This is a genomic window from Paucibacter sp. Y2R2-4 (assembly GCF_025717535.1).
In the GTDB taxonomy this organism is placed as follows: domain Bacteria; phylum Pseudomonadota; class Gammaproteobacteria; order Burkholderiales; family Burkholderiaceae_C; genus Paucibacter_A.
In genome coordinates this window covers 130,909-153,606 of record NZ_JAJIRO010000005.1, presented here as the reverse complement: position 1 = coordinate 153,606, position 22,698 = coordinate 130,909, and the positions used below count along the sequence as shown (strand labels likewise).

Here is a 22,698-nt window from a genome sequence, read left to right as displayed (position 1 = left end):
CTACGGATTGAACCGGTCCAGGAGATTTCACCATGCGCTTGTCCACCTCCAATCTCTTTGACGCCAGTATTTCGACCCTGCAACGCCGTCAGCAAAAAATGCAGGAGTCGCAGACCCAACTGACCTCGGGCAAGAAGATCTCGATGGCCAGCGATGACCCCACGGGCGCTGCACGTGCCGAGCGGGCGATGGCCACCATTGGTCGGGTCGAAGCCAATCAGCGAGCCCTAGAAGCCAGCCGCAACGGCATGACGCTCAGCGAAGGTGCACTCGGCGACGCCAATGAGTTGCTGCAGCAAATGCGCGAGACCATGGTCGCGGCCGGCAACGCCAGCTACAGCGACGCCGAACGTGCCGGTCTGGCCAACAAAATTGCCGGCCTGCGCAACCAATTGCTGGCGATTGCCAACCGTGGCGATGGCGCCGGCGGCTTCCTCTTCTCGGGCCAGGGCTCCAGCGACCCGCCATTCCTCGACCAGGCGGGCGGCGTGCGCTTCAACGGAGTGTCAGGTTCGATCCAAACCGGCAATATCGACAACTTTCCATTGACCGTAGACGGCCGTATGGCTTTCGAGCAAGCTCGCAGCGGCAATGGCAATTTTGAAACCGGTCCCTTGCCCAACCCGATCTCAGCCCCGCCCGGTGCGGCACCCAAGGGCTGGATTGACTCTGGGCGGGTGGCAGACCCCTCGCAGCTGACGGGCAACAACTACCTGCTACAGATTAGCGGCACCGGCCCCGGCGCCACGATCACGGTCACAAATACGGATCTGGGCAGCGTTGCCTTCTCCGGCCCCTTTACACCTGGAAAGGCGATCTCATTTGACGGTATTGCCACGACCATCTCGGGTGAGCCGGTGGATGGGGATCAATTCGAAATCAAGCCGTCGACCAATTCGCTCAAGCTCTTCGACGTGCTTGACCGGACAGTGGCAGAACTGCGCACCCCTTTGCGGAGCGGGCCAGAGATCACTCAGTCCAACACCGGCCGCATTCGCGATCTCGACGCGGTGATGGTGAACCTGCAAAATGTACGCAGCCAGTTGGGCGAACGGCTGAACAATCTGGACGGCACCGAAGCCCGCATGGCCGCTTTGAAGCAATACAACCAGTCTGAACGTTCGGCAGCCGAGGACCTGGACATGGTGCAGGGTATTTCAGAGTTCCAGAACCAGCAATCGGGCTATGACGCCGCCTTGAAAACCTATGCCATGGTGCAGAAGATGTCGCTGTTCCAATACATCAACACCTGAGTGATGACCTTCAAGTCCTCCACCAGTTTCTCGATTTGCTCCTTGCTGAGTCCTTCTTCATGAATCATTCGATCCTGGGCGCTGTGGCGCTCGGTTACACCCCTCAAATCGACCGCCAGCGCATGGTCACGGCGACCCGCCTGACTGTCATCCCGCTGCGCCCGGACGCCAAGCTCGAGGCCATCGAATTGCTGGCCGCCGTGGCCGAGGTGTGGCCGGCCGGTGCTGGCCCGGTCATCCTCAATGTACTCAGCGAAGACTTGCTCGAGAGCCTCTTGCGCAGCGAGCCCAGCGCCAATTTGATGCTGGAAGTGCCCGCCTTTATGGCCACCGATGCCGCTCATGTCGAGCCTTTGCTCGCCATGAAGAAGCGGGGCATCACCCTGCTGCTGAAAGGTCAAGTAGCACAAGCCTTGCCACCGGAAACCAAGCCCTGCTTTAAGTTCGCCGTGCTCGACCCCGACGATGAAAGCCGTGGCGGGCCAGACACCGGCCTGCCCCGCTTGATTGCTGGCCTGCGCGAGAGCGCGGCCATTGATGCGGCCTTCGAGCGCGGTGCGCAGGGCGTCATTGGCTGGCCGATGCAAGGCGCGTTCGAGCCTCCTCCGGGCAGCGTCAAGCCCGAGGTGCAGGCCGATCTGCAAGTGATTGTGGAGTTGATGTCGCGCATTGACCAAGGCGAGGATGTCGAGCGGCTCGAGCAAACGCTCAAGCGAGACCCCAGTCTGGCCTTCAAGCTGCTGCGCTATCTGAACTCGGCGGCCTTTGGGCTGCCCGTTGAGGTCTCGTCCTTCCGCCATGCCATCATGTTGCTCGGTTATGCCCGCATGAAGCGTTGGCTGGCCCTGCTGCTGACCACCGCCAGCAAAGACCATGCGATGCGCCCCATCATGTACGCCGCGCTGCGCCGCGGCCTGCTGATGGAAGAGCTGGCCAAGGGCATGAGCGACTCGGAGCTACGTGATGAGATGTTCATCTGCGGCCTCTTCTCCTTGCTCGACCATATGCTGAAGCAGCCCTTCACCAAGCTGCTGCAGTCGATTCCCATGCCCGAGCGGGTGCGCCAAGCCCTGGTAGACGAGAGCGGCCCCTTCCAGCCCTATCTGGAGTTGGTGCGCGCGATTGAAAACGCCTCGGTGTTCGATTTCCGAGCGGCGGCCGAACAATTGATGCTGGGTGCGGAAGAAATCAACCATTGCGTGCTGCGGGCGCTGAACAAAGCCTCGCAGCTGGAGTGAGGGTCTCAGCGGCGGGCCGTTTCAACCAGATACGACCTGCGCTGCCAAGCTGCCCGTAAACTCGCGGCCAATGTCGACGGATCAACTCTCCCTCTTGCCTCAAGATCAGGCCGCCTTGCGCGGCCTTTTCAACTTGATCAGCGATCCGGTGCTGCTGCTGGATGAAGCGCTGCAAGTGCTGGAGGCGAACAGCGGTGCGGTGCAAATGTTGGACCACGCGCCCGGACAAAGTCCAGGCAAAGGCTTGCACGGTCTGCACACCAGCCATGGCGGCCGCCTGGGCGACTGGCTGCGACTGGCCAGCCGCGCCTTACTCGACGGCCGCAAAGGCCCGCCCGCCACCGGCCTGAAGTTGGCCGGCGGTCAGCGCGCCCTGCTGACCCTGGTGGCCCTGGAGCCGCAAGGCCCGGACGACGCGGCACGCTGGCTGCTGCATGCACGCCCGGAAGAAAAACCGCGCGGCAAGCTAAAGCCAGGCCATGCCGCTTCACCAGCGCCTGTCACCGAAGTCGAAGACAGCCAAGCCCTGCTACAAGCCTGCGCCAACGAAGTGGTGGCGCGCGAGCTGGCCGAACTGAACCAATGGTTCAAGCTCAGCCCCTCCCCCATGGTGCTGTTTGACGCCAATGGCCTGCTTTTGAAGAGCAATGGCGCATTCGCCGCGCTTTGCTTGCAAGTGCCTAGCGCACTGCACGAGGCCGACCCGGCCTTGCAAACCTTGCTGGCTTGGCAGCATGGCCAAGTGCAGGAAGCGCTGCTGAAGCTGGACTCGCCCGAAGCCTTCATCGTCACTCAAGCCAGCCTGCCGGGCCCCACCGGTCGGCTGCACTGGCTGCAAGGCCGGGTGCAGGCCCTCAGCCCGACGCGCCCCGGCCTGCCGCGGCGCTTCTTGGCGGCCTTGGAAGACCATACGTTCGAGCAAGAGCGCGATCTGGCCCATCAACAGCTAGACGCCTTGATGGACACCGCCAGCGTCGGCCTGGCGACTTTTCAGCAAGACGCCGGTTGGTTGCGCCCGCGCAGCTCACGCAGCGGTAATAGCAGCGGCGGCGTCAGCCCGGCCAGCTCTCGCAATCCCCTGGCCGGGCTGCAGGGTATTGGACGCGACATCGTCGAGACCGCCTCGCTGCCCGAATTTGAAAAGCTGCAAAAGGCGCTGAAAAAAGGCGAGCGTATCGAGGTGCGCTATGCGGTTCGGCATCCGGAGCTGGGTCGGCGTTGGCTGTTGACGCGGGTCGAGCCTGGTCAGCTGAAATCCGGCCAACGCACGACTTCGGTGGTGACGCTGGACGTAACCGCCCAAGCGCAGGCCGAGACCCGCAGCGAGCAGCTGCTGCACGAGCTGACCACCATCATGGATGGCGCCAGCCTGGGCCTGGCCTATTTGCGCGGTGAGTCGCTGTTGCGCTGCAACCATGGCTTCGGCCACATGCTGGGGCTGAGCGATACCCCGGCCGCCGGCGCACCGATTGCGCAGTTGTTCGCCGCCCTGCCCGAGCTGGCGCAAAAAATCCAAACCGCCTTGCCCAGCCTGCAAGACCAGCAGCCTTTTGAAGCCGAGTTCTTGCAAGTCGGCACCGAAGCCGCCGAGCCGCGCTGGCTGTCTTTGAGCCTGCGCCGGGTCAACACCGAGGCAGAACCCGCGGCCTCTGGCCCACCGCCACAGGCCGAGACCATCGCCGTCATCAGCGACATCAGTCGTTTGAAAGCCCAGCAAGCCGAGCTGGAAGCGCTGGTACAGGACCGCGAAATGATGTTCAGCCTCTCGGATGTGGGCATTGCGATTCTGCGCGGTGGACGCGTTGCACGCGCCAATGACGCCTTGGCCAATCTGACCGGCTACCGCATCCATGAGCTCAGTGGACTGGCCCACCAGGAGCTGTTTGACACCTCTTTCGATTTTGAGAACCAAACCGAAGCGGTCGAGCAGGCCTTGAAAACCCAGGGCCTGTGGCGTGGCGAGCGCCGAGTACGCCGCCGCGACGGCTCCGCTTTGTGGATGCAAATCAGCAAACGGGTGATGCGCCCCGGCGCGCCCGACGAAGGCGTGATCGCCACCTACGTCAATGTGGACGACCGCTGGCGAGCCCAGCAATCACTGATGTTGCAAACCGAGCGCGAACGCGCAGTGCTGGACTCGGTGCTGGTCGGCATCGTCACGGTTGGACGCGGCGGCATTGAATGGATGAACCGCTCGGCGCGGCGCATGTTTGGCGGCGACCTGAATGACTTTGCCGGCCTGCCGATGAGCGTGGTGGCCACGCCGTCCTCGGACCACCCCTTCCGCCACACCCATTACTTGGAAGAGCTGACCGAGGGCCAAGCCGAAGCCTTCGAGTGCAAGCTGAAGGCCTGCGATGGCCGCGAATTCTGGGTGGTGGGCAATGTGGTGGTCACCGGTTCACGCGCGTCCGGCCGTCAACTCACCTATGCCTTGCTGGACATTGATCGTCGCCGGCAAGCCGAGGCCCAAACGCTGCAAGCGCAGGCCTCGCTCAGCCGCATCATCGAAGCCGCGCCGCTGGCCATCAGCTTGCACGACGCCAAGACCCTGGCGGTGGAGAAGATCAACCAAGCCGCCGCCAGCTTGGCCGGCCGCAGCGAAGAGGAATTGCTGGGCGCCAGCCCCGAGGACCTGTTCGGGCGCGAGCAAGGCGAGCTGATTCGCCGCGATATGTTGGCCGCCCTTCAAGCCAGCGCCGTCACACAGCATGAGTACAAGCTCGGCAGCGGTGAACAAATGCGGGTCTGGGATGCGCGCTTCTTGCATCTTGCCGGCACCACCGAAGGCGCGGAAGGCATCGAGGACGGAGAGCCCGAACAACTGCTGCTGGTGGCCAGCGACGTGACCGAGCACCGAGCGGCCGAAGAGGCTCGCCTGCAGGCCGCAATTTCGCAACGCGAGTTGCTGGTGCGCGAGGTGCATCACCGCATCAAAAACAATTTGCAAGGCGTGGCTGGTCTCTTGCAGCAAATTGCCGCGCGCCGCCCCGAAGTGGCGCCGGTCATCAACGAGGCGGTTGGTCAAGTCCATGCCATCGCGCAGGTTTACGGACTACAAGTGGGCAGTTCAGGCCCGCTCAAAGTGCGTCGGGTGATGGATGCCATCATTGGCTCGGTGCAGCGCATGTATGGACGCAGCATCGTCACCCAGATCGAAGGCGCGACCGCTGACCGCGTCAACGACTGGGCCTTGCCCGAAGCCGAGTCCATCCCGATTGCGCTGACTCTGAACGAATTGCTGACCAATGCCATCAAGCACAGCCAGGACGGTCAGGTGCACTGCACCTTGATCTGCGATGTAGCCAGTGTGGCGGTCGAAATCGTCAACCTGGGCCAGCTGCCTCCGGACTTCAGCCTGAACCAGGTGCCAGGCGGCGTCTCTGGACTGGGTCTGGTCAGAGCCCTGCTGCCGCGTCGCACCGCCCAACTGAACTTGACGCAACGCGAAGAGTCGGTGGTCTGCCGAGTCGATTTACTGTCACCCAGTGTCAGTCTGCCGCTGGGCTGAAAAAAGCCGAAATACGAGTCGGGGCAAGTGCTTGGCCGGTTTCGGTGACAATGGCACTATAAAACCGGTATTCAGCCGGCGAAGAGACAGCACAGCGGGGGACCTCCAACGGTGAGCAACAAGGGCAAGATACTCGTAGTCGACGATGACCGCCTGGTTCTGGCGACGCTGACCTATGGCTTGGCGCAGGCCGGCTTTGAAGTGATCGACGCGGACAATGGCGACGATGCCATCTTGCTGGCACGCGAGCACCGCCCCGAGTTGGCCCTGCTCGATATCCGCATGGAGGGCTTGAGCGGCTTTGATGTCGCCGCCTATCTACGCGAGTATCTGCACATCCCCTTCATGTTCTTGTCCGCCTTTGCCGACGAAGAAACGGTGGCCAAAGTCAAGGAACTAGGGGCTGTTGCCTATCTGGTCAAACCGCTGGATATCCATCAAATCGTCCCGGCCGTGGAAGCCGCGTTTGCGAATCGGAAGATGTCGCAAGCCGCCAGCAGCAGCAGCAAAGAGCAGCCGAGCGGCGACTCAAACAGTCTCGCCACCGATTTGGTGCTGCAGCAAATGGTGGCACTTGCCATCGGCGTGCTGATGCACCGCTACTCCTTGAATCGGCAGGATGCCTACGAGCGCTTGCAAAAGCTATCGAGCACCGAGGGGCGTGATTTGGAAACCCAGGCCCGCATGTTGGTAGAGGCCGTAGAGATGCTGGCTCAGCCGGCCAATGTGAAGTAAAAGCGAGCGCCCTCGCCCACTTCAGACTCGGCCCAAATCTCGCCGCCATGGCGCCGCACAATGCGCCGCACCGAAGCCAAGCCGACGCCGGTGCCCTGGAAGTCACTGGCACTGTGCAAGCGTTGGAAGACCCCGAACAAGCGGTCGGCGAAGCGCATATCGAAACCGGCGCCGTTGTCGCTGACCCGGTAAATCCACTGACCCGATTCCTGCAAGGCCTCAAAGCGAATCTGCGCCTGCGCACGCTTGCTGCTGTACTTCCAGGCATTGCCCAACAGGTTCTCCAAGACCATGCGTAACAAGGTCGGATCACCCTGCGCCAGCATATGCGGCTGGATATGGACCGACACCTGCCGATCAGGGACGGCACGCATCAATTCCTCCAGCACAAAGCCGGCCAACTGCGAGAGATTGACCGGCTGGCGTGACAGCGGCTGCGCTGACAACTGAGCCAGGGACAGCAAGGAATCAATCATGCTGTTCATACGCGCGGCAGCGCCCATCACCCGGTCAAGGTGATCGTTGCCTATGCGGTCCAGCACACGGCCATAGTCTTCTTTCAGAATGCGGGCAAAGCCCTCGACCACCCGCAGTGGTGCGCGCAAATCATGCGAGACCGTGTAGCTGAAAGACTCATGCTCATGGGCCGCCTGTGAGGCGGCTTCATCGCGCAAGGCCTCAGCCGGAGACTCCAGTTGCGGCCAAAGTACCGCCAACTGGTAGCTACCTGTCGCGTCGATGAAGGTGCGCGGTGGATGCTTGGCCAGCACCTCACCCAAGAGCGGGGACAGTTGCGCGGTGCACTCCGACCAAGGCTTGCCGAGCCCCAGTTCAGAGCCCAACAGCGCGACCGCCTGCGCATTCATGGCCTTCACCTGCAGCGCAGTCAGGCTGAGCTCGGGGCGCCCGTCGGCAGCGTTGCCATGACCATCAAGGCCTTTCAGCAACCATGCCGGCCCTGGTAAAGCATCCAGCCACGTGGTCGAAGCCTCAGCCAACTCCTGGGCCGAACCCTGGTAACCACTGAAGCGGCCCTGCGCATCAAACTGAGCCACCGCTCGCAAACGCCAGACGCGCTGTCCCCCATCGTTCGCCACCACTCGAAGATCTAGCGTGGCCAAACCGCGGGACAACTCGCGGCGCAAAGCCTCGCAAGGGTCAGATCTTGCCCCCGAGTCCGTTTGCGCACCGCTGAGTGAATGGTCTTGCAAGGCAAAGCGTTGCCACAGGCATTCGGTTGAGGCCGTCCCCACCCAGCTCGAAACGGGGCCGGCCTGCGGGGCCTGCCAACGCACCAGGTGATGTTCGGCATCGCTGGACCACAAATAGTCGCTGCGCAATTGCGCCAAAGCCTGGGTTTGCATGCGCGATTCACGCAATGCTTCGCCGAGTTGCTGCCGGCTCAAACGCACGCCCAGATGCCAGCCCAAACCCAGCATGCCCAGCAGGACCAGGGCCGAACAAAGAAAAGCCAGCAACAAGCTGGCCACGCCCAAGCCACTCCAGCCCTCACTGGGCTGGGCTGTGAAAAACAACGCTAGAAAAGCCAAGGCCGCTACGCCCAAGCCCAATGCCAGCCACAGCGCGCGACGCCATCGGGGCGAGCGTTGTGCTGCATTGCGTGCGTCACTGAGGCTATTCATACGAATCATTGTACGGAGGCAATTGGCCACTCCGGATGACTCAAGTTAGGCGCGGCGCTGCCGATATGGCATGAATCCGCTTGAAGGGCCTTGGGCACTTGGCGCGCAGTCGCGAGGACTTTTCTGTCTTCTTGACTGCAAATCAAGGCCACGGCGGACTTCTTGAGGCTACAGTCCGCTCTCTCGCTTGGATCTGCGGCGGTCCTGGAGTGCTAGTTTTGCGGACCAGAAGGCTTTTTTGCCAACAGCTTTGAATCCTGATCAATCCCCTTTTTCATCACGTCCGCTATGCTGAAAAGCGATCCACCGCCGGTCCCGCTACATGACAATGGCAAGCTTGACTCGCCTCTCAAGAATTCGCCGCGCTCATCGCAAGATGGAAGCCCCATGACCCGTCCTAACTCCCCTGCTCCTTGCCTGGACCCGCTCGCACTGGCCCGCCTGCAAGAGCTCGACCCCAGCGGCGCTAATAAATTGATTGAACGGGTGGTCGCTGCCTATCTGAAGGCGCTAGAACGGATGTTGCCGGAGCTGGACAAAGCCCGCACTGAGCCGATGGATTTGAACGTGGTGAGGCATATAAGCCATACGCTGAAGTCCTCCTCGGCCAGCCTGGGTGCGATGGATTTGGCGGAACGCTGCGCCGCCATTGAAACCATGGCGCGAATCGGCCAAACCGAGGGCCTGAGCCCGCTGCTTGACGGTATGCTTGAGCAAATCGCCTTGGTGCGGCAGGCCTTGCTGGACCTTTCGCCAGACCCCACATGAAAGTTCAAGCCTCTCTTCTGGACAAGGACCTGCCCGAACAGCCGAAAATTCTTCTCGTCGATGATGACGAGGTGAATCTGCTGCTGACCGCGGTCGCTTTGCGCGAACGCGGCTTTGAGGTCACCGAAGCCCAGAGCGGCGTGCAAGCGCTGGCCTTGATTAGTTCCACCGTGCCGGACATGATCGTGCTGGACGCGCTGATGCCGGAACTGGACGGCTTCGAGACCTGCAAACTGCTGCGTGAAAAGCCCGGCTTTGAATCAACCCCCGTGCTGATGTTGACGGGCTTGGATGACGAGGCCTCGATCAATCACGCCTACCAAGTCGGCGCGACAGATTTTTTCGTCAAGTCTCCACAATGGAGTCTGCTGGCCGGACGGCTGCGCTATTTGCTGCGCAGCTCGCGCACCCGCATCGAGCTTGAACGCAGCAAGGCACGGCTCGCGCGTGCGCAAGACCTGGCACGCATGGGCAGCTTTGAGTGGTATGCGGGTGGCGGCTTCACCCTCGCAGCCGAGGCGCTGCGCGTGTTTGGCCGCGGCCCGCATGAACGGCTCGACTTCATTGGCGTGATGCGCATGGTGCCGCGCGAGGAACGCGAGCTGTTCTTGCGCTTGTTACGTGATGTGATTGCGCACAACTCGGTATTGGTGACCGATCTGCCGGTCACCCTGCTCGATGGCCGCCAACGCGTGGTCCATATCGAAGCCGAACCCGAATTCAATGAACTCGGCAATGCCAATGGTTACACCGGCGTGATGCAGGACGTGACCGACCGGCGCCATGCGGAGGACCGCATCCGGCAGCTCGCCCATTTCGATGCATTGACTGGCTTACCAAACCGACGCCAGCTGATCTGGCGGGTCGAGCGAGCCATCGAACAAGCACGCCGCGGCGGCCATGAAGTGGGCCTGTTGCTGATCGACCTCGACCGTTTCAAGATCATCAACGACACCCTCGGTCATGCGGCCGGCGATGAGTTGCTGGTCGAAGTGGGTCGACGCCTGCGCGGCTGCGTGCGCCACTCCGACCAAGTCATGGAAGGCATGCTCGAAACCATTGGCGGACGCTCACACCGCACATTGGAGGCGGTTGGGCGACTCGGCGGCGATGAGTTCGTCGCCCTGCTGCCTGAAGTGGCCGATGAGAGTGATGCTGAGCGCGTCGCCGAGCGGGTGCTGGAAGCCTTGCGGGAGCCGATCTTTCTGTCGGGTCAAGAGTGTTTTGTCACCGCCAGCATTGGTATTGCCATCTACCCACGCGACGGCCAAACCATGGCCGACCTGCTGCGCAATTCCGACGTCGCCATGTACGCGGTCAAATCGCAAGGGCGCAATGCCTCGGCGCTTTACACCCCACAGCTGGCCGGCCGAGGCCGCGAGAAGCTGGAGCTGGAAAGTGCCCTGCACAAGGCGCTGGAGCGCGGCGAGATCGTGTTGCACTACCAGCCCAAGATCGATGTGCGCGGCGCCCGCATGGTGGGCGCCGAGGCCTTGATGCGCTGGAAGCGCGGCGACAAGCTGGTGCCGCCTGGCGACTTCATCCCGCTGGCCGAAGAAACCGGCTTGATCGTACCGCTGTCGGAATGGGCGCTGAAAGAGGCCGCGCGCCAAGCCAAGATCTGGCAGCTGAATTTTGGATTCTCGGACTCCATCGCGGTCAATTTGCCCAGCCGCATGTTTGAGCGCTCCGACCTGGTTGAGCATATTCATCAATGCGTCAGTGCCTACGGCGTGCCGCACCGGGCGATCCAGTTAGAGATCACAGAAAACAACTTGATGAAAGACCTGCAGAACGTGATTCCCGCGCTGCACCGTCTGAACGAAGTCGGTGTGGAGATCTCCATCGATGACTTCGGCACCGGCTATTCGTCCTTGGCTTATCTGACGACGCTGCCGATCTCCGAAGTCAAGATTGACCGCACTTTTGTGCGCGATCTGGGCATCACGCCGCAGAGCTCGGCGGTGGTCACCGCCATCATCGCCCTGGCCCGCGCCATGGGCTTGCGCGTGATTGCCGAGGGCGTGGAAACCATGCGTCAAATGGACGTACTGCACCGCCTGGGCTGCAGCCTGATGCAAGGCTTTTTGTTCAGCAAGCCGCTGCCGCCCGAAGAGGTGGAGCTGTGGCTGGCCCAAACCGTTTTACCGCGCAAAGCGCCGTGGATCGCGCGCGCCAAGGGCGAGCTTGAGAACGGCGGCGAACTGCCGCCCCCGGACGCGTTTTACCCCGTTGGTGGACTTCGTTAGGACTTAGGAACAAGGCATGGACGAGCAACGTCGCCCCTCCCCGTCACGCTCGCCTGCAGGGGCTCCCGCGGCCCAAATCGCCAAAGCTGCTTTGCTGCGGCTGGCGCAGGCGCAGCTTGAGCCAACGCCGGAAAACTATGCCCGCGCCTATGCCGTTGAATCGGGCAGCGAAGCCGCGCCTTCGAGCTTGGCTGACGGCCCACAGAACCTGATCAACAAACTGACCAATCTGGGCGTTGGCAGCAACCAGGCGCGCATGGACCTGCAAGTCTGTGTGCGAGAGAGCCGTTGGGACGACGCCGTGCGTCAAGTTGAACAACTGCAGCAAACCGAGGGCCCAGCCGCGCAAGCCGAGGCCCTGGCCCAGGTGCTGGAACGTCTGGTGCGAGGCCTGGAACGAGGTGGCCGGCAATGGACCTTGGCGCGCAAGAAAGACGGCTTGCAGCGGGTCTTGGAGAACAACCGCAGCGATGCCAAGCGCATGCTCAAGCGCATGCAGCAATTGGTCAGCAGCTGGGACAGCGATGTGGCTGACGCCAATATCAGCACCTCGGATGATGACTCGGGCGCCAGCAGCGGCTCGCCCACGCAGTTCATGATGGAAGAAGAGGAAGACGATTTCCCGGACAGCCGCAACGAGCAGGATTCCGCAGAGCCCTTGCTGAACTTGGCACCCATGCCTGCCGGGGCTAGACCCCAAGATTTCGCGCCTTCGACAGCTGCTTCAACGCATTCAAACTGGCCGCAAATTGGCACCTCACTGCATGGCACGGTTCAGCACGCGCTGCAGAGCAAGGAAGGCTATGCCGCCGAGCTGATGGACGAGCTGAATGCCGCCCAAAAGGAATTGCTAGGCGCTGGTGCCACGCCCGAGCGAGCAGCGCAGATGGAAGCACTGTGCCTGCGAGCCCGCCATATGCTGGACCATCGCCAACATATGTTTGATGAGTTGGGCCAGTTGTGCCGGGAACTCAGCGCCAGCCTGGTCGATTTGGCGGAGGACGACTCCTGGGCGCGCGGCCAATGCGAGGCGATGAACAACACGCTGGAGCAAGGCCTGAGTGGCCGCGGCGTGCGATCGGTCACTGAGATGCTGGGGGGCACCCGCGAGCGCCAACGCGCCCTGCGCGAAGAACGCAGCCGCGCGCGCGACTCGCTCAAATCGCTGATCCACCAAATGCTGGCCGAGTTGGGCGAATTGGGTCAGCACACCGATCGTTTCCAAAACAATGTCGGCCGTTACGCCGAGGTGATCGAAAAAGCGGACTCGCTGGAGAGCTTGGCCGGTGTGGTGCGCGAGATGGTGGAAGAAAGCCGCAGCGTGCAGACCTTGGTGCGGCAAACCCAGGAGCGACTGACGCTGGAGAACGAGCGCGCCAGCAGCATGAGCCAGCGCGTGGAAGAACTCGAGGGTGAACTGCGCCGCTTGTCGAACGAGGTGCAAACCGACCAACTGACCCAGATTGCCAATCGGCGCGGCTTGTTGGCGGCCTTTGCGGTTGAGCAGGCCAAGATCGAGCGCGAAGCCGGTGAGAGCACAACTGGCGACGACGCAGCCGAGGTGCCGGCCAGCAAGCGCATCGCCTTGGCGCTGCTGGACATCGACAACTTCAAACGCCTGAACGATTCGCTCGGCCACGGCGCCGGCGACCAAGCCTTGAAGTCATTGGCCGAGCGCGTCTCCAAAGAGTTGCGTCCGGGCGACTTGGTGGCGCGCTACGGCGGCGAGGAGTTTGTGCTCATGTTGCCGGCTACGCCCTTGGACGAGGCCCAAGCGGTCTTGCAGCGCCTGCAACGCGCGCTCTCGACCAGCTTGTTCCTGCATGAAGGCAAAGACGTCTTCATCACCTTCTCGGCCGGCGTCACCCATTTCCGCCCTGGCGAGACCTTGGAAGCGGCGCTGGACCGTGCCGATGTGGCGCTTTATGAAGCCAAGCACACCGGCAAGAACCGCGCTTGTGTGGCGCCTTGAATACTGAGCTTCCCTCAGAAATTGAAGGCCAAGCGTAATCCGCCCCAGTGCCGCCCATTCACCATGATGGGCGCCGACACTTCTTTCAGCAGTACGAAATTGCCGCCTCCCATATCGCGCCGGTAGGTTTGCAATAAAAACGGCCGCTGATTTCGGGCGGAGGCCAAGCCGGTACGGTCGTTGAAGATGCGGCGGTAGCGGCTGTTGGCCGTGTTCCAGACCAAATCACCGCTGCGCTGCGGCTGGCAGTACTTCTTGTTGTGGGTGGCGACATAACCATTCCGGTCCACGGCAATGCAGTACACCACCTTCGCGGAGAAACCAAGCAGTCGCTCTTGCACCGTCGGAAAGAGGCGATCAGCCAGCTCCACAAACTGCGTCAGATGCTGAGCCGGTTGCGTGCCAGCAATCGGGCGGTACTGTTCATCAAAGAGCTTGGTGCTATCGATCTGGCCGCGCTCCAGCGCTTGCTCAAGCAACTGGCTGATTTCCATGGCGGCTTCTTGGGCGGCCTGGATATAAGGCGAGTCTTCCACCTCGACGCCCGAGCCCGCGATTTTCTCGATCAGTTGCTCCGACAATTTCAAGAAACGATCACTGCAAGAAAACGCGGTATCCAGGCTGATCATGGCCTGCTGCACCTCTTGCTCCAAGTCGTTGGCGCGGCCGGACAACGATTTCACCGTGTGCTCGCTTTGTTGGGCGGAGGCGGCGATCTGGGCTACGTCGCTGCGCACTTCAGCAAAGGCTTGATGGATGGCGCTTTGCTGCGCCTGCGACGCATCGCTGCGCAACTCGCGCGCAAAGGCCTCGATGCGGCCATCCAGCGCCAGCACCGTGCCCATGATGGCCTTCGATGAGTTCTCCACCTTGCCGGCCAGATCCTTCACCGCGTCGGCCACAACACCGAAGCCTCGCCCGGCCTCGCCGGCCCGGCGAGCTTCCACTGAAGCGTTGAAAGCCACCAAGCGCGTCTGCAAGGCAATCTTGGTGATCTCGGAGGCCGCATCGGAAACCTGCCGCAGCGTTTGCACAATGCCGGCGACTTCGTGGCCCACGCCTTCCAGTGCATGGCTGGCGCGCCCCACGGCCGCGCGTGACTGCTCGGTGGCTTGGCTGATGACTTGCTGCGCGCTGCGCACCTCGCTCAGCTCATTCGACAAAGCACCCATGGCCTGGGCCTGGGACATCACGACCTTTTGCGTATCCTCAAGAACGCCGCGAACTTCCGCCGCATCTCGCCCGACGCTGGAGACCGTCTGCGCAATATCACGGACCAGTTGATGCTGGCGCTGATCCTGGCGCTCGGCATCCGGAGAGGCAGCCGACGCCGCCCCCTTGAATGCAACGGGCTCGGCGCTGCGCCTCTTCCAGAAAGCCATCATCGTGTCTCCCTGCGGGTGCTTGGTGCACGCCTGTCAGTCATTCTCACCAAGGACAAAAGGCCGCGAACATGTCGGCGGCCTCTCTGCGTCCTGCAACAAGTCAACCTTACCAGTCGCGCAGCTTGACGCGAAGTCGTGCAATCGCCTGGCTGTGCAATTGGCACACGCGCGACTCGGTGACCTTCAGCACCACCGCGATTTCCTTCAGGTTCATATCGTGCTCGTAGTACATGCTCATCATGTACTGCTCACGCTCCGGCAGGTTCTTGATGGCGGCCACCAACGCTTCGCGCATGCGGTGATCCTGAAGCTTGAGCATGGGGTTGTTGCTGTGGTCGGCCACATGGCGGTCGAGGAAGTCTTCGTCGCCTTCGTCGCCCGACATGTCTTCCAAATAAACCAGCTGCGTGCCGCGCACCTTGCCCAGCAGGTCTTGGTATTCGGCCAGCGAGGTCCCCATTTCGGCGGCGATCTCGCTTTCCACCGGCGCACGGCCGAGTTGCTGTTCGAGCTTGCGCACCGCGCTTTCGATCTCGCGTTGCTGACGGCGCGTGCCGCGACTCATCCAGTCGCCGCCGCGCAGCTCGTCGAGCATGGCGCCGCGAATGCGCTGGGTGGCAAAGGTTTCAAACTGCACGCCCTGACCGATGTCGAAACGCGACAGCGCGTCGCTCAGGCCGATCAGACCGACCTGAATCAGGTCATCGATCTCGACGTTGGCGGGCAGCTTGGCGATCATCTGATGCGCCAGTCGTCGCACCAAGGGGCTGTATTGCTTGATGAGCGAGGAATTATCGAGGCGGCCTTTGGCGGTATACATCATCAGCTCCAGCAGCAATCAAACAGTGGCGGCGGACAAATACGGCGAGCGCTGCGCGGGGCGCAGTGGGCTGGCATTGACCGAGGCTTCCAAAGCGGCGCCGGGGGGCGCTGCCATCAACAGCTCACGCGCCAGATGCCGAATTTCAGGGGCAATCGGCGCGGTCGGCGGGCATTTCGGGTCCATGCAGGCCCAGTCACGCAGCACGGCACCGAGGAAACCATCGGCGCAGCTGCTGATCTGCTGCGCAATCCGGTCCGACAGGCGCAGCTGCGGTGAGCAAGCCAGCAAGAGGCTGTACACCATCAGACCGGCGCGGCTGGCCAGCCACTTCATGCCGGCATAGGCATGGGTGACGCTTTGCGAATCGGTATCGGCCAGCAGCACCGGGCGCACTTCACGCAAGGCCACCACACGGGCCAGTTCGGCAGCGCTGGCATGCAGCAAGACCACATCGGCGTGCGGCGCGGCATCGGTCACCGCTTCCAGGAACTGAGCAGCCGAGCCGTTGGCGTTGATATAGCGCATCGGCAGGCCGCGCGCGGCCAAGTAGGACACGTCTTTGGACAAGCGGTCCACACAAGAACTCAGGTCCACCTGGGCCAACTCCGAAGGCTTGGGCGAAGACTCACCGGCGTCCACCACCAAGGTGTGCAAGCCCAGCTCAGCGAACGCCGCGCACAGGCCTTCGAGCAGCACGCCCGAGCCCACCACATGTGGGTTGCTGACCACCGGGATGAAGCGCACGCGGGAGCTGGCGAACAGGCGGCGCAGGCCATCGGCCTGATCCTGAGGAGCCAAGGAATGATGAGGGAGAGCGTAGTCGCGCATGGTGCAGTCCAATTCTTTGATCGTTCGGCGGGGCGGCTTAGAAGACACCCATCGCTGCCGCGTGCTGCGGGCCAAGCGCGGGCCCACCAGCGAAAATCAGGTTGACGTCTGCCTTGTCCATGCGCCAAGCGCCGGCGGCCACTGCACGCAGGGCGCGCTGGACCAAGGCCTGAGACGACAGGCGGTGCCAGTCTTCTGGCACGCGCTGACCATTGGTCACGCCCAAGACTTTCAGCTTGTGGCGGATCAAGGTGTCCAGCGCAGGCGCCAATTTCACGGCTTCGTCGATCTTGGACAAGACCACGCCGTGGCATTCAGACGCGCGCCATGCAGTGACCACGTCTTCAATCGTCTCGCCTTGCTGAGCGGCATTGACGACCAAAATCTTGCGCACGCTGCGGTGGGCCAGCATGTCCAACAACTCGTTGGTGCGGCTGTCACGCTGGGCCATGCCGGCGGTGTCGATCAGCACCATCTTCTTGCTGGACAACAACTCGAGCAGGTCTTCCAGCGAAGCCCGGTCATGCGCGGTGTGCACCGGCACGCCCAGGATGCGGCCATAAGCACGCAGTTGTTCGTGAGCGCCGACCCGGTAGGCGTCCAGCGTGATCAGGCCCAGATTGGCAGCGCCGAAGCGGGTGGCGAAAGCGGCAGCAATCTTGGCGGTGGTGGTGGTCTTGCCGACACCGGTGGAGCCGATCAGGGCGAACACACCGCCCTGCTCTTCCAAGGCCGGGCTGGCCTCGTCGGTCATCAGGTTGCGAGACAGCACATTGGCAGCCCAGCTGTTTTCATCGGCCGCCTCATGGGGTCCGCCCTTGAACTCGGCAGGGCAGCCTTCGACCAGCTTGCGCACCAGCGCGGGCGAGAAGCCAATCTCCAGCAGCTTCTGGGTCAGGCGAGCTTGCACCGGCTGACGCTGCAGCTTTTCCATAAAGGCCAGGGCGCCGAAGCGCTCTTCGATCAGGCCCTTCATCGAGCGCAGCTCATTCATCATGTCTTGCTGATCGCGGCGGCCACGGTTGGGCAGATCGGCCAACTCGTTCAGCTGCCCCATCTCGGACAAGCCAGCCAGATCACGCTGCATGGCAGGCACGCGGATCTCGTCGCGCAGGACGGGCGGCGCACGTCGAGCAGGCGCTGCCGCTTGCGGCATCGGCGCAGCCTCAGCACGGCGCGGCTGCATCGCTTGCAAGGCCGCCTGGGCGCGTTGCTGGCGAATGGCGGCAATCGAGCTGACACCGGGCTGCTCGAAGGCCGGTTCGGCCGCTGCAGCGCTGTGGATGGGATCAGGCTTACCCTCCAGCTCGGCCTGGCGGCGCTTGAGCACACGCTCACGCACATAGTCCTGGAAGGACAAGGTGCTCATGGCCAGGGTCTGCACGTCTTGGTCGACCTCGCCGGCCACCGGGTCGGCATAGCCGAAGCTGGGTTCCTGGCGCTGACCGGTGCGGGCCGCGAAGCTGCGCGAGGCGTTGGCTTCGGGCGCTTCAGCAACTGGACGGGCCTGCACACGGCTGGGTGCTGCCACGCGCGGGGCGGTGGCCGCCACGCGTTCGATTTGCGACATGCCTTCCGGTGCCATCGCCAAGACCTCAACACCTTCGGCGCAAGGCTTGTTGGACAGCACCACGGCGTCATCACCAAAGGCCCGGCGCACCAGGGCCATGGCTTCGCGGGAGGTTTTAGCGGTAAAGCGTTTGACGTTCATAAGGCCTCCTGCCGAGCCGCCTCAAAGGAGGCCAGCAACCCCTCGGGGGAAAGCGAGCGAATGCGAGCGTTGGGGCTCTTCATACGGTGCCTCCGATGATGGAACCGATACGGATGGAATGAGTTTCAGGAATCTCGCTGTGGCCCAGCACCTTCAGGCGCGGCGCAGCGCGGCGCAGCAGCTTGGCCATAGGAGCGCGGATCAGGTCGGGCACCAGCAGGCAGGCCGGTACGCCACGGTCTTCCTGGGCTTGCGAGGTTTCGGCAGCGCTTCGGGCCAGGGTGTCGGCGACACCGGGGTCCAGGGCAGCGCCGTGGGGGGAATTCAGGGCTTGGGTCACCAGACGCTCCAGCTCAGGCTCCAGAGCGATCACGTCCAGCTCCTTCACGGGGCCGTAGATCTGCTGCACGATGGCCGGGGCGATGTGGGTGCGGATGCGACGGGCCAGCTCGGCCGGGTCATTGGCCACATTGGCGGCAGCGCCGTTCTCGGCAATGCTCTCGACGATGGAGCGCATGTCACGGATGTGCACGCCCTCCTCCAGCAGCAGCTGGAGAACTCTTTGCAATGTTGCGATGCCGACCATTTTTGGAATCACGTCTTCGATCAGTTGGGGCGCTTGTTTTGTCAGGTGTTCGACCAATGCCTGGGTCTCCACCCGGCCCAGCAACTTAGCTGCGTGGACCTGCATCAAGTGTGAGAGATGGGTGGCCACCACGGTCGAACAATCAACCACGGTAAATCCAGCCATTTGCGCCATTTCCTTTTGCCGGTCTTCGATCCAGACCGCCGGCAGGCCGAAAGCGGGGTCGGTGGTCTGGGTGCCGATCAGCTTTTGGGTGGCGTGCCCGGGGTTGATGGCCAGCCACATGCCCGGGAAGGCCTCGGCCTCGCCCACCACGGCGCCGCGCAGGCTCAGGCGGTACTGGCTGGGCCGCAGCTCCAGGTTGTCGCGGATGTGCACCGCAGGCGGCAGAAAGCCCACCTCCTGTGCGAATTTGCGCCGCACGCCCTTGATGCGACTGAGCAAGTCGCCTTCTCGGGCCTTGTCGACCAGGCTGATCAGGCGGTAGCCCACTTCCAGCCCCAAGGTGTCGATGGGAATGAGGTCGTCCCAGCTGGCTTCGCCATTGGGCTCGCCGGTCGGCACCACTGGCGCGGCAGCGCTGGCTTTGGCGGCCCGCTCCTGCGCTTGATCGCGGGTGCGCAGCCACCAGGCCAGATAGCCCATGCCGCCGGCAATCAAAAGAAACACCAGATGCGGCATGCCCGGAATCAGGCCCAGCATGCCGATCACGCCCGCGGTGATGGCCAGTGACTTGGCCGAACCGAAGACTTGGCGGCCGATCTGGCTGCCGATGTCTTTGTCGGTGCCGACGCGCGACACCACCATGGCGGCAGCCACCGAGATCAGCAAGGCCGGCACCTGAGCCACCAGCGCATCGCCCACCGCCAGCAAGATGTAGGAATCGGCCGCCTGGCCGGCCGACAAGCCGTGCTGGGCCATGCCGATGATGAAGCCACCGACGATGTTGATGACCAGAATCAGCATGCCCGCGACCGCATCGCCACGCACAAATTTGCTGGCACCGTCCATGGAGCCGAAGAAGTCGGCCTCGTCGCCCAGCTCGGCGCGGCGACGCTTGGCCTCGGCCTCGTTGATCAGGCCGGCGTTCAAGTCGGCGTCTACCGCCATCTGCTTGCCGGGCATCGCGTCCAAGGTGAAACGCGCGCCGACTTCAGCAATCCGCTCCGCACCCTTGGTGACCACGATGAAGTTGATCACCACCAGAATCGCAAACACGATCAAACCGACCGCAAAGTTACCGCCGATCAAGAAGTGCCCGAAGGCCTCAATGACCTTGCCGGCCGCGCCGGTGCCGGTGTGGCCTTCCATCAGCACCACGCGGGTGGAAGCCACGTTCAGCGACAGGCGCAGCAAAGTGGTCAGCAGCAGCACGGTTGGGAAGGCCGCAAAGTCCAGCGGCTTGACCATATTGGCCGCCACCATCATCACCATCACCGCCATGGCGATGTTGAAGGTGAACATCAGGTCCAGTGCAAACGGGGGCAGCGGCAGCACCATCATGGACAACACCAAGATGACGGCGATTGGGGCGCCGAGGGCGCCGAGCACGGCCGCCCGTGGCCCCAACAAGGTCTGCAATTGAGCGATCAGCGCGTTCATTATTCTTCGTCACCTTCCAGATCGGGGTCGGCTGGCAAGCCCGAGCCAGGTTTGTTGTGCGGGTCCAGTTCCGGTGGCACCGGTGGGTTCGGAAGATCCGGCTTCGGTCCACGGCCGGCCATGGCGGCCTTCAGTTGGTAGACATAGGCCAACACTTGGGCCACGGCGGAGAACAAGCTGACCGGGATTTCTTTGTCCAGCTCCGCATGGGCATACAGCGCCCGCGCCAGCACTGGCGACTGCAACACCGGCACCTTGGACTCTTTGGCCAGATCGCGGATCTTCATCGCCAGCAGATCGGCGCCCTTGGCCACCACGCGCGGGGCGGCCATGCTGGCGTCGTCGTACTTCAGGGCCACCGCATAGTGGGTCGGGTTCATCACCACCAAGTCGGCCGTGGGCACCGCGGCCATCATGCGGCGCCGCGAGGCCTCCCGCATCTTGGCGCGGATCTTGGCCTTGATTTCCTGGTTACCCTCGGCCTCTTTCATTTCTTGCTTGACCTCTTCACGGGTCATGCGCATGCGGCGCATATAGAGCTGCCGCTGCAAGGGCACATCGATGGCCGCAAACAAGGCCAGCGCAATGCCCAGAAACACTGCGCCGCCCATCAATTGGTGACCCGCATAGGCCAAGGCCGCAGGCAAAGGCACCGACATGATGCCCACGAAGCTGGCCATGCGGTCCTTCAGCACCACCGCGCCAATGGCACCGAGCACCAAAGCCAAGACCACCGCCTTCATGGCCTGGCCCACGCCCTGTCCACTCAACAAGCGACCAAAACCGCTGATCGGATTCAGATGCGAGAACTTCGGCGCCAAGGGCTTCATGGTCCAGTTCCAGCCGCCTGAGGCGATATTGCTCGCCACCGCGACCAGGCACAAAAACAGGCTGATGGGCAACATCAGGGCCAAAAAGCGCAGGGTCAGGTCCATCAGGCGTGTGCCCATGAAGTCAGCCCGCGCCAACATGCTGGCATCGAAATGCAGCGCGTAAATCAGCATTTGCTGCAGCGAATCCACAATGCGCGGGCCCCCCACGCTGAGCAGCGCGCCGCCCGCCAACATCATTGCGAAATGAGGCAGATCCCGCGAACGCGGCAGCTGGCCCTCAGCCCGAGATCTCTCGATCTTCTTGGCTGAGGCCGGTAAATTTCTGTCTTGTGCGTCTTGGTCGGCCATGGCAATGGAAGCTTGGCGAGCATAGAAATTGCCCGCAGATCCATTGTTCGCGGTGGCCGCAAAAACTTAAGCCAGAAAAGATCGGTAAAACAGGCCGTCCTTTGGCGTGACAAAGTACCGACAGCAAAAGCGAGGCCAAGGCAAGAGCTTGCCTCGACTAGGACTCAGTCTGGTTTTGGCACTTAGCGGTCTTCGGCGGATGGGTAGGTGCCGAGCGCCATCGGGGGCGTAATTCCGCTCCTGTCCCCCGCCGTCGCCTTGCAGGCGCCGACTCCTCCTTTACCTCCCGGAGTCACGCCCCCGACGCCACTCGGCAGTTCCATCGATGTGCGTCCGCGTCGAAGTCGCGCGGCCTCGCTGGATCAGGACGCTTGGGGGCTTTGCGACGCGAGGTAAAGGTGGAGCCCCGGGCGAAGACCGGGGCGGGGGACAGGAGCGGCGCAGAGCCCCCAAGTGGCCTGAGCACCGCCCAAACAATGGACTGCAATGCGCCAACTTCAGCCTCTGCCGAAAGCTGCATTCCAAAAAACAAAAAACCCGCCTGATGCGGGTTCTTTTGATGCGGGCCGAGGGGTCAGAAACCGAGGCTGGCCAGCAAATCGTCCACTTCGCCCTGATCGGCCACCACATCGGTGCGGCCTTCGGGGTTGACCACGGGGCCTTGCAAGATGTTCGGGTCCACTTTCTCGCGCTGCTCGGGCGGCACGATGGACACCAAGAGCTTGACCAGGCTGTCTTCTAGATCGTTGGCCAAAGTCACCACTTTGGCAACCACCTGACCCGTCAGGTCATGGAAGTCCTGCGCCATCATGATGTCGGTCAGGTGGCCGTCAATCCGCGCCGTACGGGCATCGACTTCTTTAACGAAGTTCAACACCGCACCGCTGGCCACCGCCTTGACGGGGTCAGCAACCAAAGCCGCGGCCATTTCATTGGTGGCCTTGGAGATGAAGGCGTGGTCTTCCTTGGCCTGGTCGACCGAATTCAACACCTTGTTAGCTGCGGCTGCCGTCTTGGTAGCGATGTAGCTCAGGCGGCTGCGGGCATCGGGCAGGCCATCGGTTGCGACCTGCAACTTGGGCATGACGCCCAGTTGCTGCATGGTGTCATGCAGCACGCGGGTGATGGTGCCGATTTGCTGAAACACCTCGGGAGACACCGACAAGGGGTCGGTGCCCACATTCAATTTGCTCAGTTGATCAATCGACATGGT

Annotated in this window: 15 protein-coding genes; 7 read left to right on the top strand and 8 right to left on the bottom strand. The window is 62.6% G+C overall.

Annotated features, from left to right (window positions below):
• Window positions 1–32 precede the first annotated feature (32 nt).
• The 4 genes from flgL (at window position 33) to LNV06_RS19075 (ending at window position 6,737) form a co-directional block, all read left to right on the top strand.
• Window positions 33–1,253 (top strand): flagellar hook-associated protein FlgL, encoded by a 1,221-nt coding sequence (gene flgL / locus LNV06_RS19090; protein WP_263539888.1) that lies wholly within the window; start codon window positions 33–35, stop codon window positions 1,251–1,253.
• 59 nt (window positions 1,254–1,312) lie between these two features.
• A complete protein-coding gene (locus tag LNV06_RS19085) occupies window positions 1,313–2,491 on the top strand; it encodes an EAL and HDOD domain-containing protein (RefSeq protein ID WP_263539887.1) in 1,179 nt (392 codons plus the stop codon).
• A 94-nt stretch (window positions 2,492–2,585) separates the two neighbouring features.
• Window positions 2,586–6,002, top strand: a complete 3,417-nt coding sequence (locus LNV06_RS19080; protein WP_263539886.1) for a PAS domain S-box protein — start codon at window positions 2,586–2,588, stop codon at window positions 6,000–6,002.
• A gap of 111 nt (window positions 6,003–6,113) precedes the next feature.
• Window positions 6,114–6,737: an ANTAR domain-containing response regulator gene (locus LNV06_RS19075; protein ID WP_263539885.1), complete on the top strand. Its 624-nt coding sequence runs from the start codon at window positions 6,114–6,116 to the stop codon at window positions 6,735–6,737.
• Here the strand turns inward: LNV06_RS19075 and LNV06_RS19070 are convergent.
• Window positions 6,716–8,380 (bottom strand): sensor histidine kinase, encoded by a 1,665-nt coding sequence (locus tag LNV06_RS19070; RefSeq protein WP_263539884.1) that lies wholly within the window; start codon window positions 8,378–8,380, stop codon window positions 6,716–6,718. The genes LNV06_RS19075 and LNV06_RS19070 overlap by 22 nt on opposite strands.
• Before the next feature lie 387 nt (window positions 8,381–8,767).
• Here LNV06_RS19070 and LNV06_RS19065 point away from each other — a divergent pair, with 387 nt between their 5' ends.
• The 3 genes from LNV06_RS19065 to LNV06_RS19055 are packed head-to-tail and all read left to right on the top strand — an operon-like array spanning window position 8,768 to window position 13,369.
• Complete coding sequence (locus tag LNV06_RS19065; protein ID WP_263539883.1) at window positions 8,768–9,148, top strand: Hpt domain-containing protein; 381 nt, start codon at window positions 8,768–8,770, stop codon at window positions 9,146–9,148.
• Entirely contained in the window at window positions 9,145–11,397 is a 2,253-nt protein-coding gene (locus tag LNV06_RS19060) for a putative bifunctional diguanylate cyclase/phosphodiesterase (protein ID WP_263539882.1), read from the top strand. Before LNV06_RS19065 ends, LNV06_RS19060 begins: the two co-directional genes overlap by 4 nt.
• Before the next feature lie 16 nt (window positions 11,398–11,413).
• The gene (locus LNV06_RS19055) at window positions 11,414–13,369 is read left to right on the top strand and encodes a GGDEF domain-containing protein (protein WP_263539881.1); all 1,956 of its coding nucleotides are present in this window, start codon (window positions 11,414–11,416) and stop codon (window positions 13,367–13,369) included.
• Window positions 13,370–13,383: 14 nt separating this feature from the next.
• Here the strand turns inward: LNV06_RS19055 and LNV06_RS19050 are convergent, their stop codons facing one another.
• The 7 genes from LNV06_RS19050 to LNV06_RS19020 form a co-directional block, all read right to left on the bottom strand.
• A complete protein-coding gene (locus tag LNV06_RS19050) occupies window positions 13,384–14,754 on the bottom strand; it encodes a methyl-accepting chemotaxis protein (protein ID WP_263539880.1) in 1,371 nt (456 codons plus the stop codon).
• A 106-nt stretch (window positions 14,755–14,860) separates the two neighbouring features.
• Window positions 14,861–15,574 carry an RNA polymerase sigma factor FliA gene (locus tag LNV06_RS19045; RefSeq protein WP_263539879.1) on the bottom strand — a complete coding sequence of 238 codons (714 nt, stop codon included), beginning with the start codon at window positions 15,572–15,574 and terminating at the stop codon, window positions 14,861–14,863.
• Between the two features lie 18 nt (window positions 15,575–15,592).
• Window positions 15,593–16,405 (bottom strand): MinD/ParA family ATP-binding protein, encoded by an 813-nt coding sequence (locus tag LNV06_RS19040; RefSeq protein WP_263539878.1) that lies wholly within the window; start codon window positions 16,403–16,405, stop codon window positions 15,593–15,595.
• Window positions 16,406–16,442: 37 nt separating this feature from the next.
• On the bottom strand, window positions 16,443–18,116 hold the full coding sequence (flhF, locus tag LNV06_RS19035) for a flagellar biosynthesis GTPase FlhF (RefSeq protein WP_263539877.1): 1,674 nt from the start codon (window positions 18,114–18,116) through the stop codon (window positions 16,443–16,445).
• Window positions 18,117–18,195: 79 nt separating this feature from the next.
• Complete coding sequence (gene flhA, locus LNV06_RS19030) at window positions 18,196–20,304, bottom strand: flagellar biosynthesis protein FlhA (protein ID WP_263539876.1); 2,109 nt, start codon at window positions 20,302–20,304, stop codon at window positions 18,196–18,198.
• Entirely contained in the window at window positions 20,304–21,485 is a 1,182-nt protein-coding gene (flhB, locus tag LNV06_RS19025; RefSeq protein ID WP_263539875.1) for a flagellar biosynthesis protein FlhB, read from the bottom strand. The genes flhA and flhB overlap by 1 nt, the downstream gene beginning before the upstream one ends.
• Window positions 21,486–22,059: 574 nt before the next feature.
• Window positions 22,060–22,695: a protein phosphatase CheZ gene (locus tag LNV06_RS19020; protein ID WP_263539874.1), complete on the bottom strand. Its 636-nt coding sequence runs from the start codon at window positions 22,693–22,695 to the stop codon at window positions 22,060–22,062.
• Window positions 22,696–22,698: the final 3 nt, after the last annotated feature.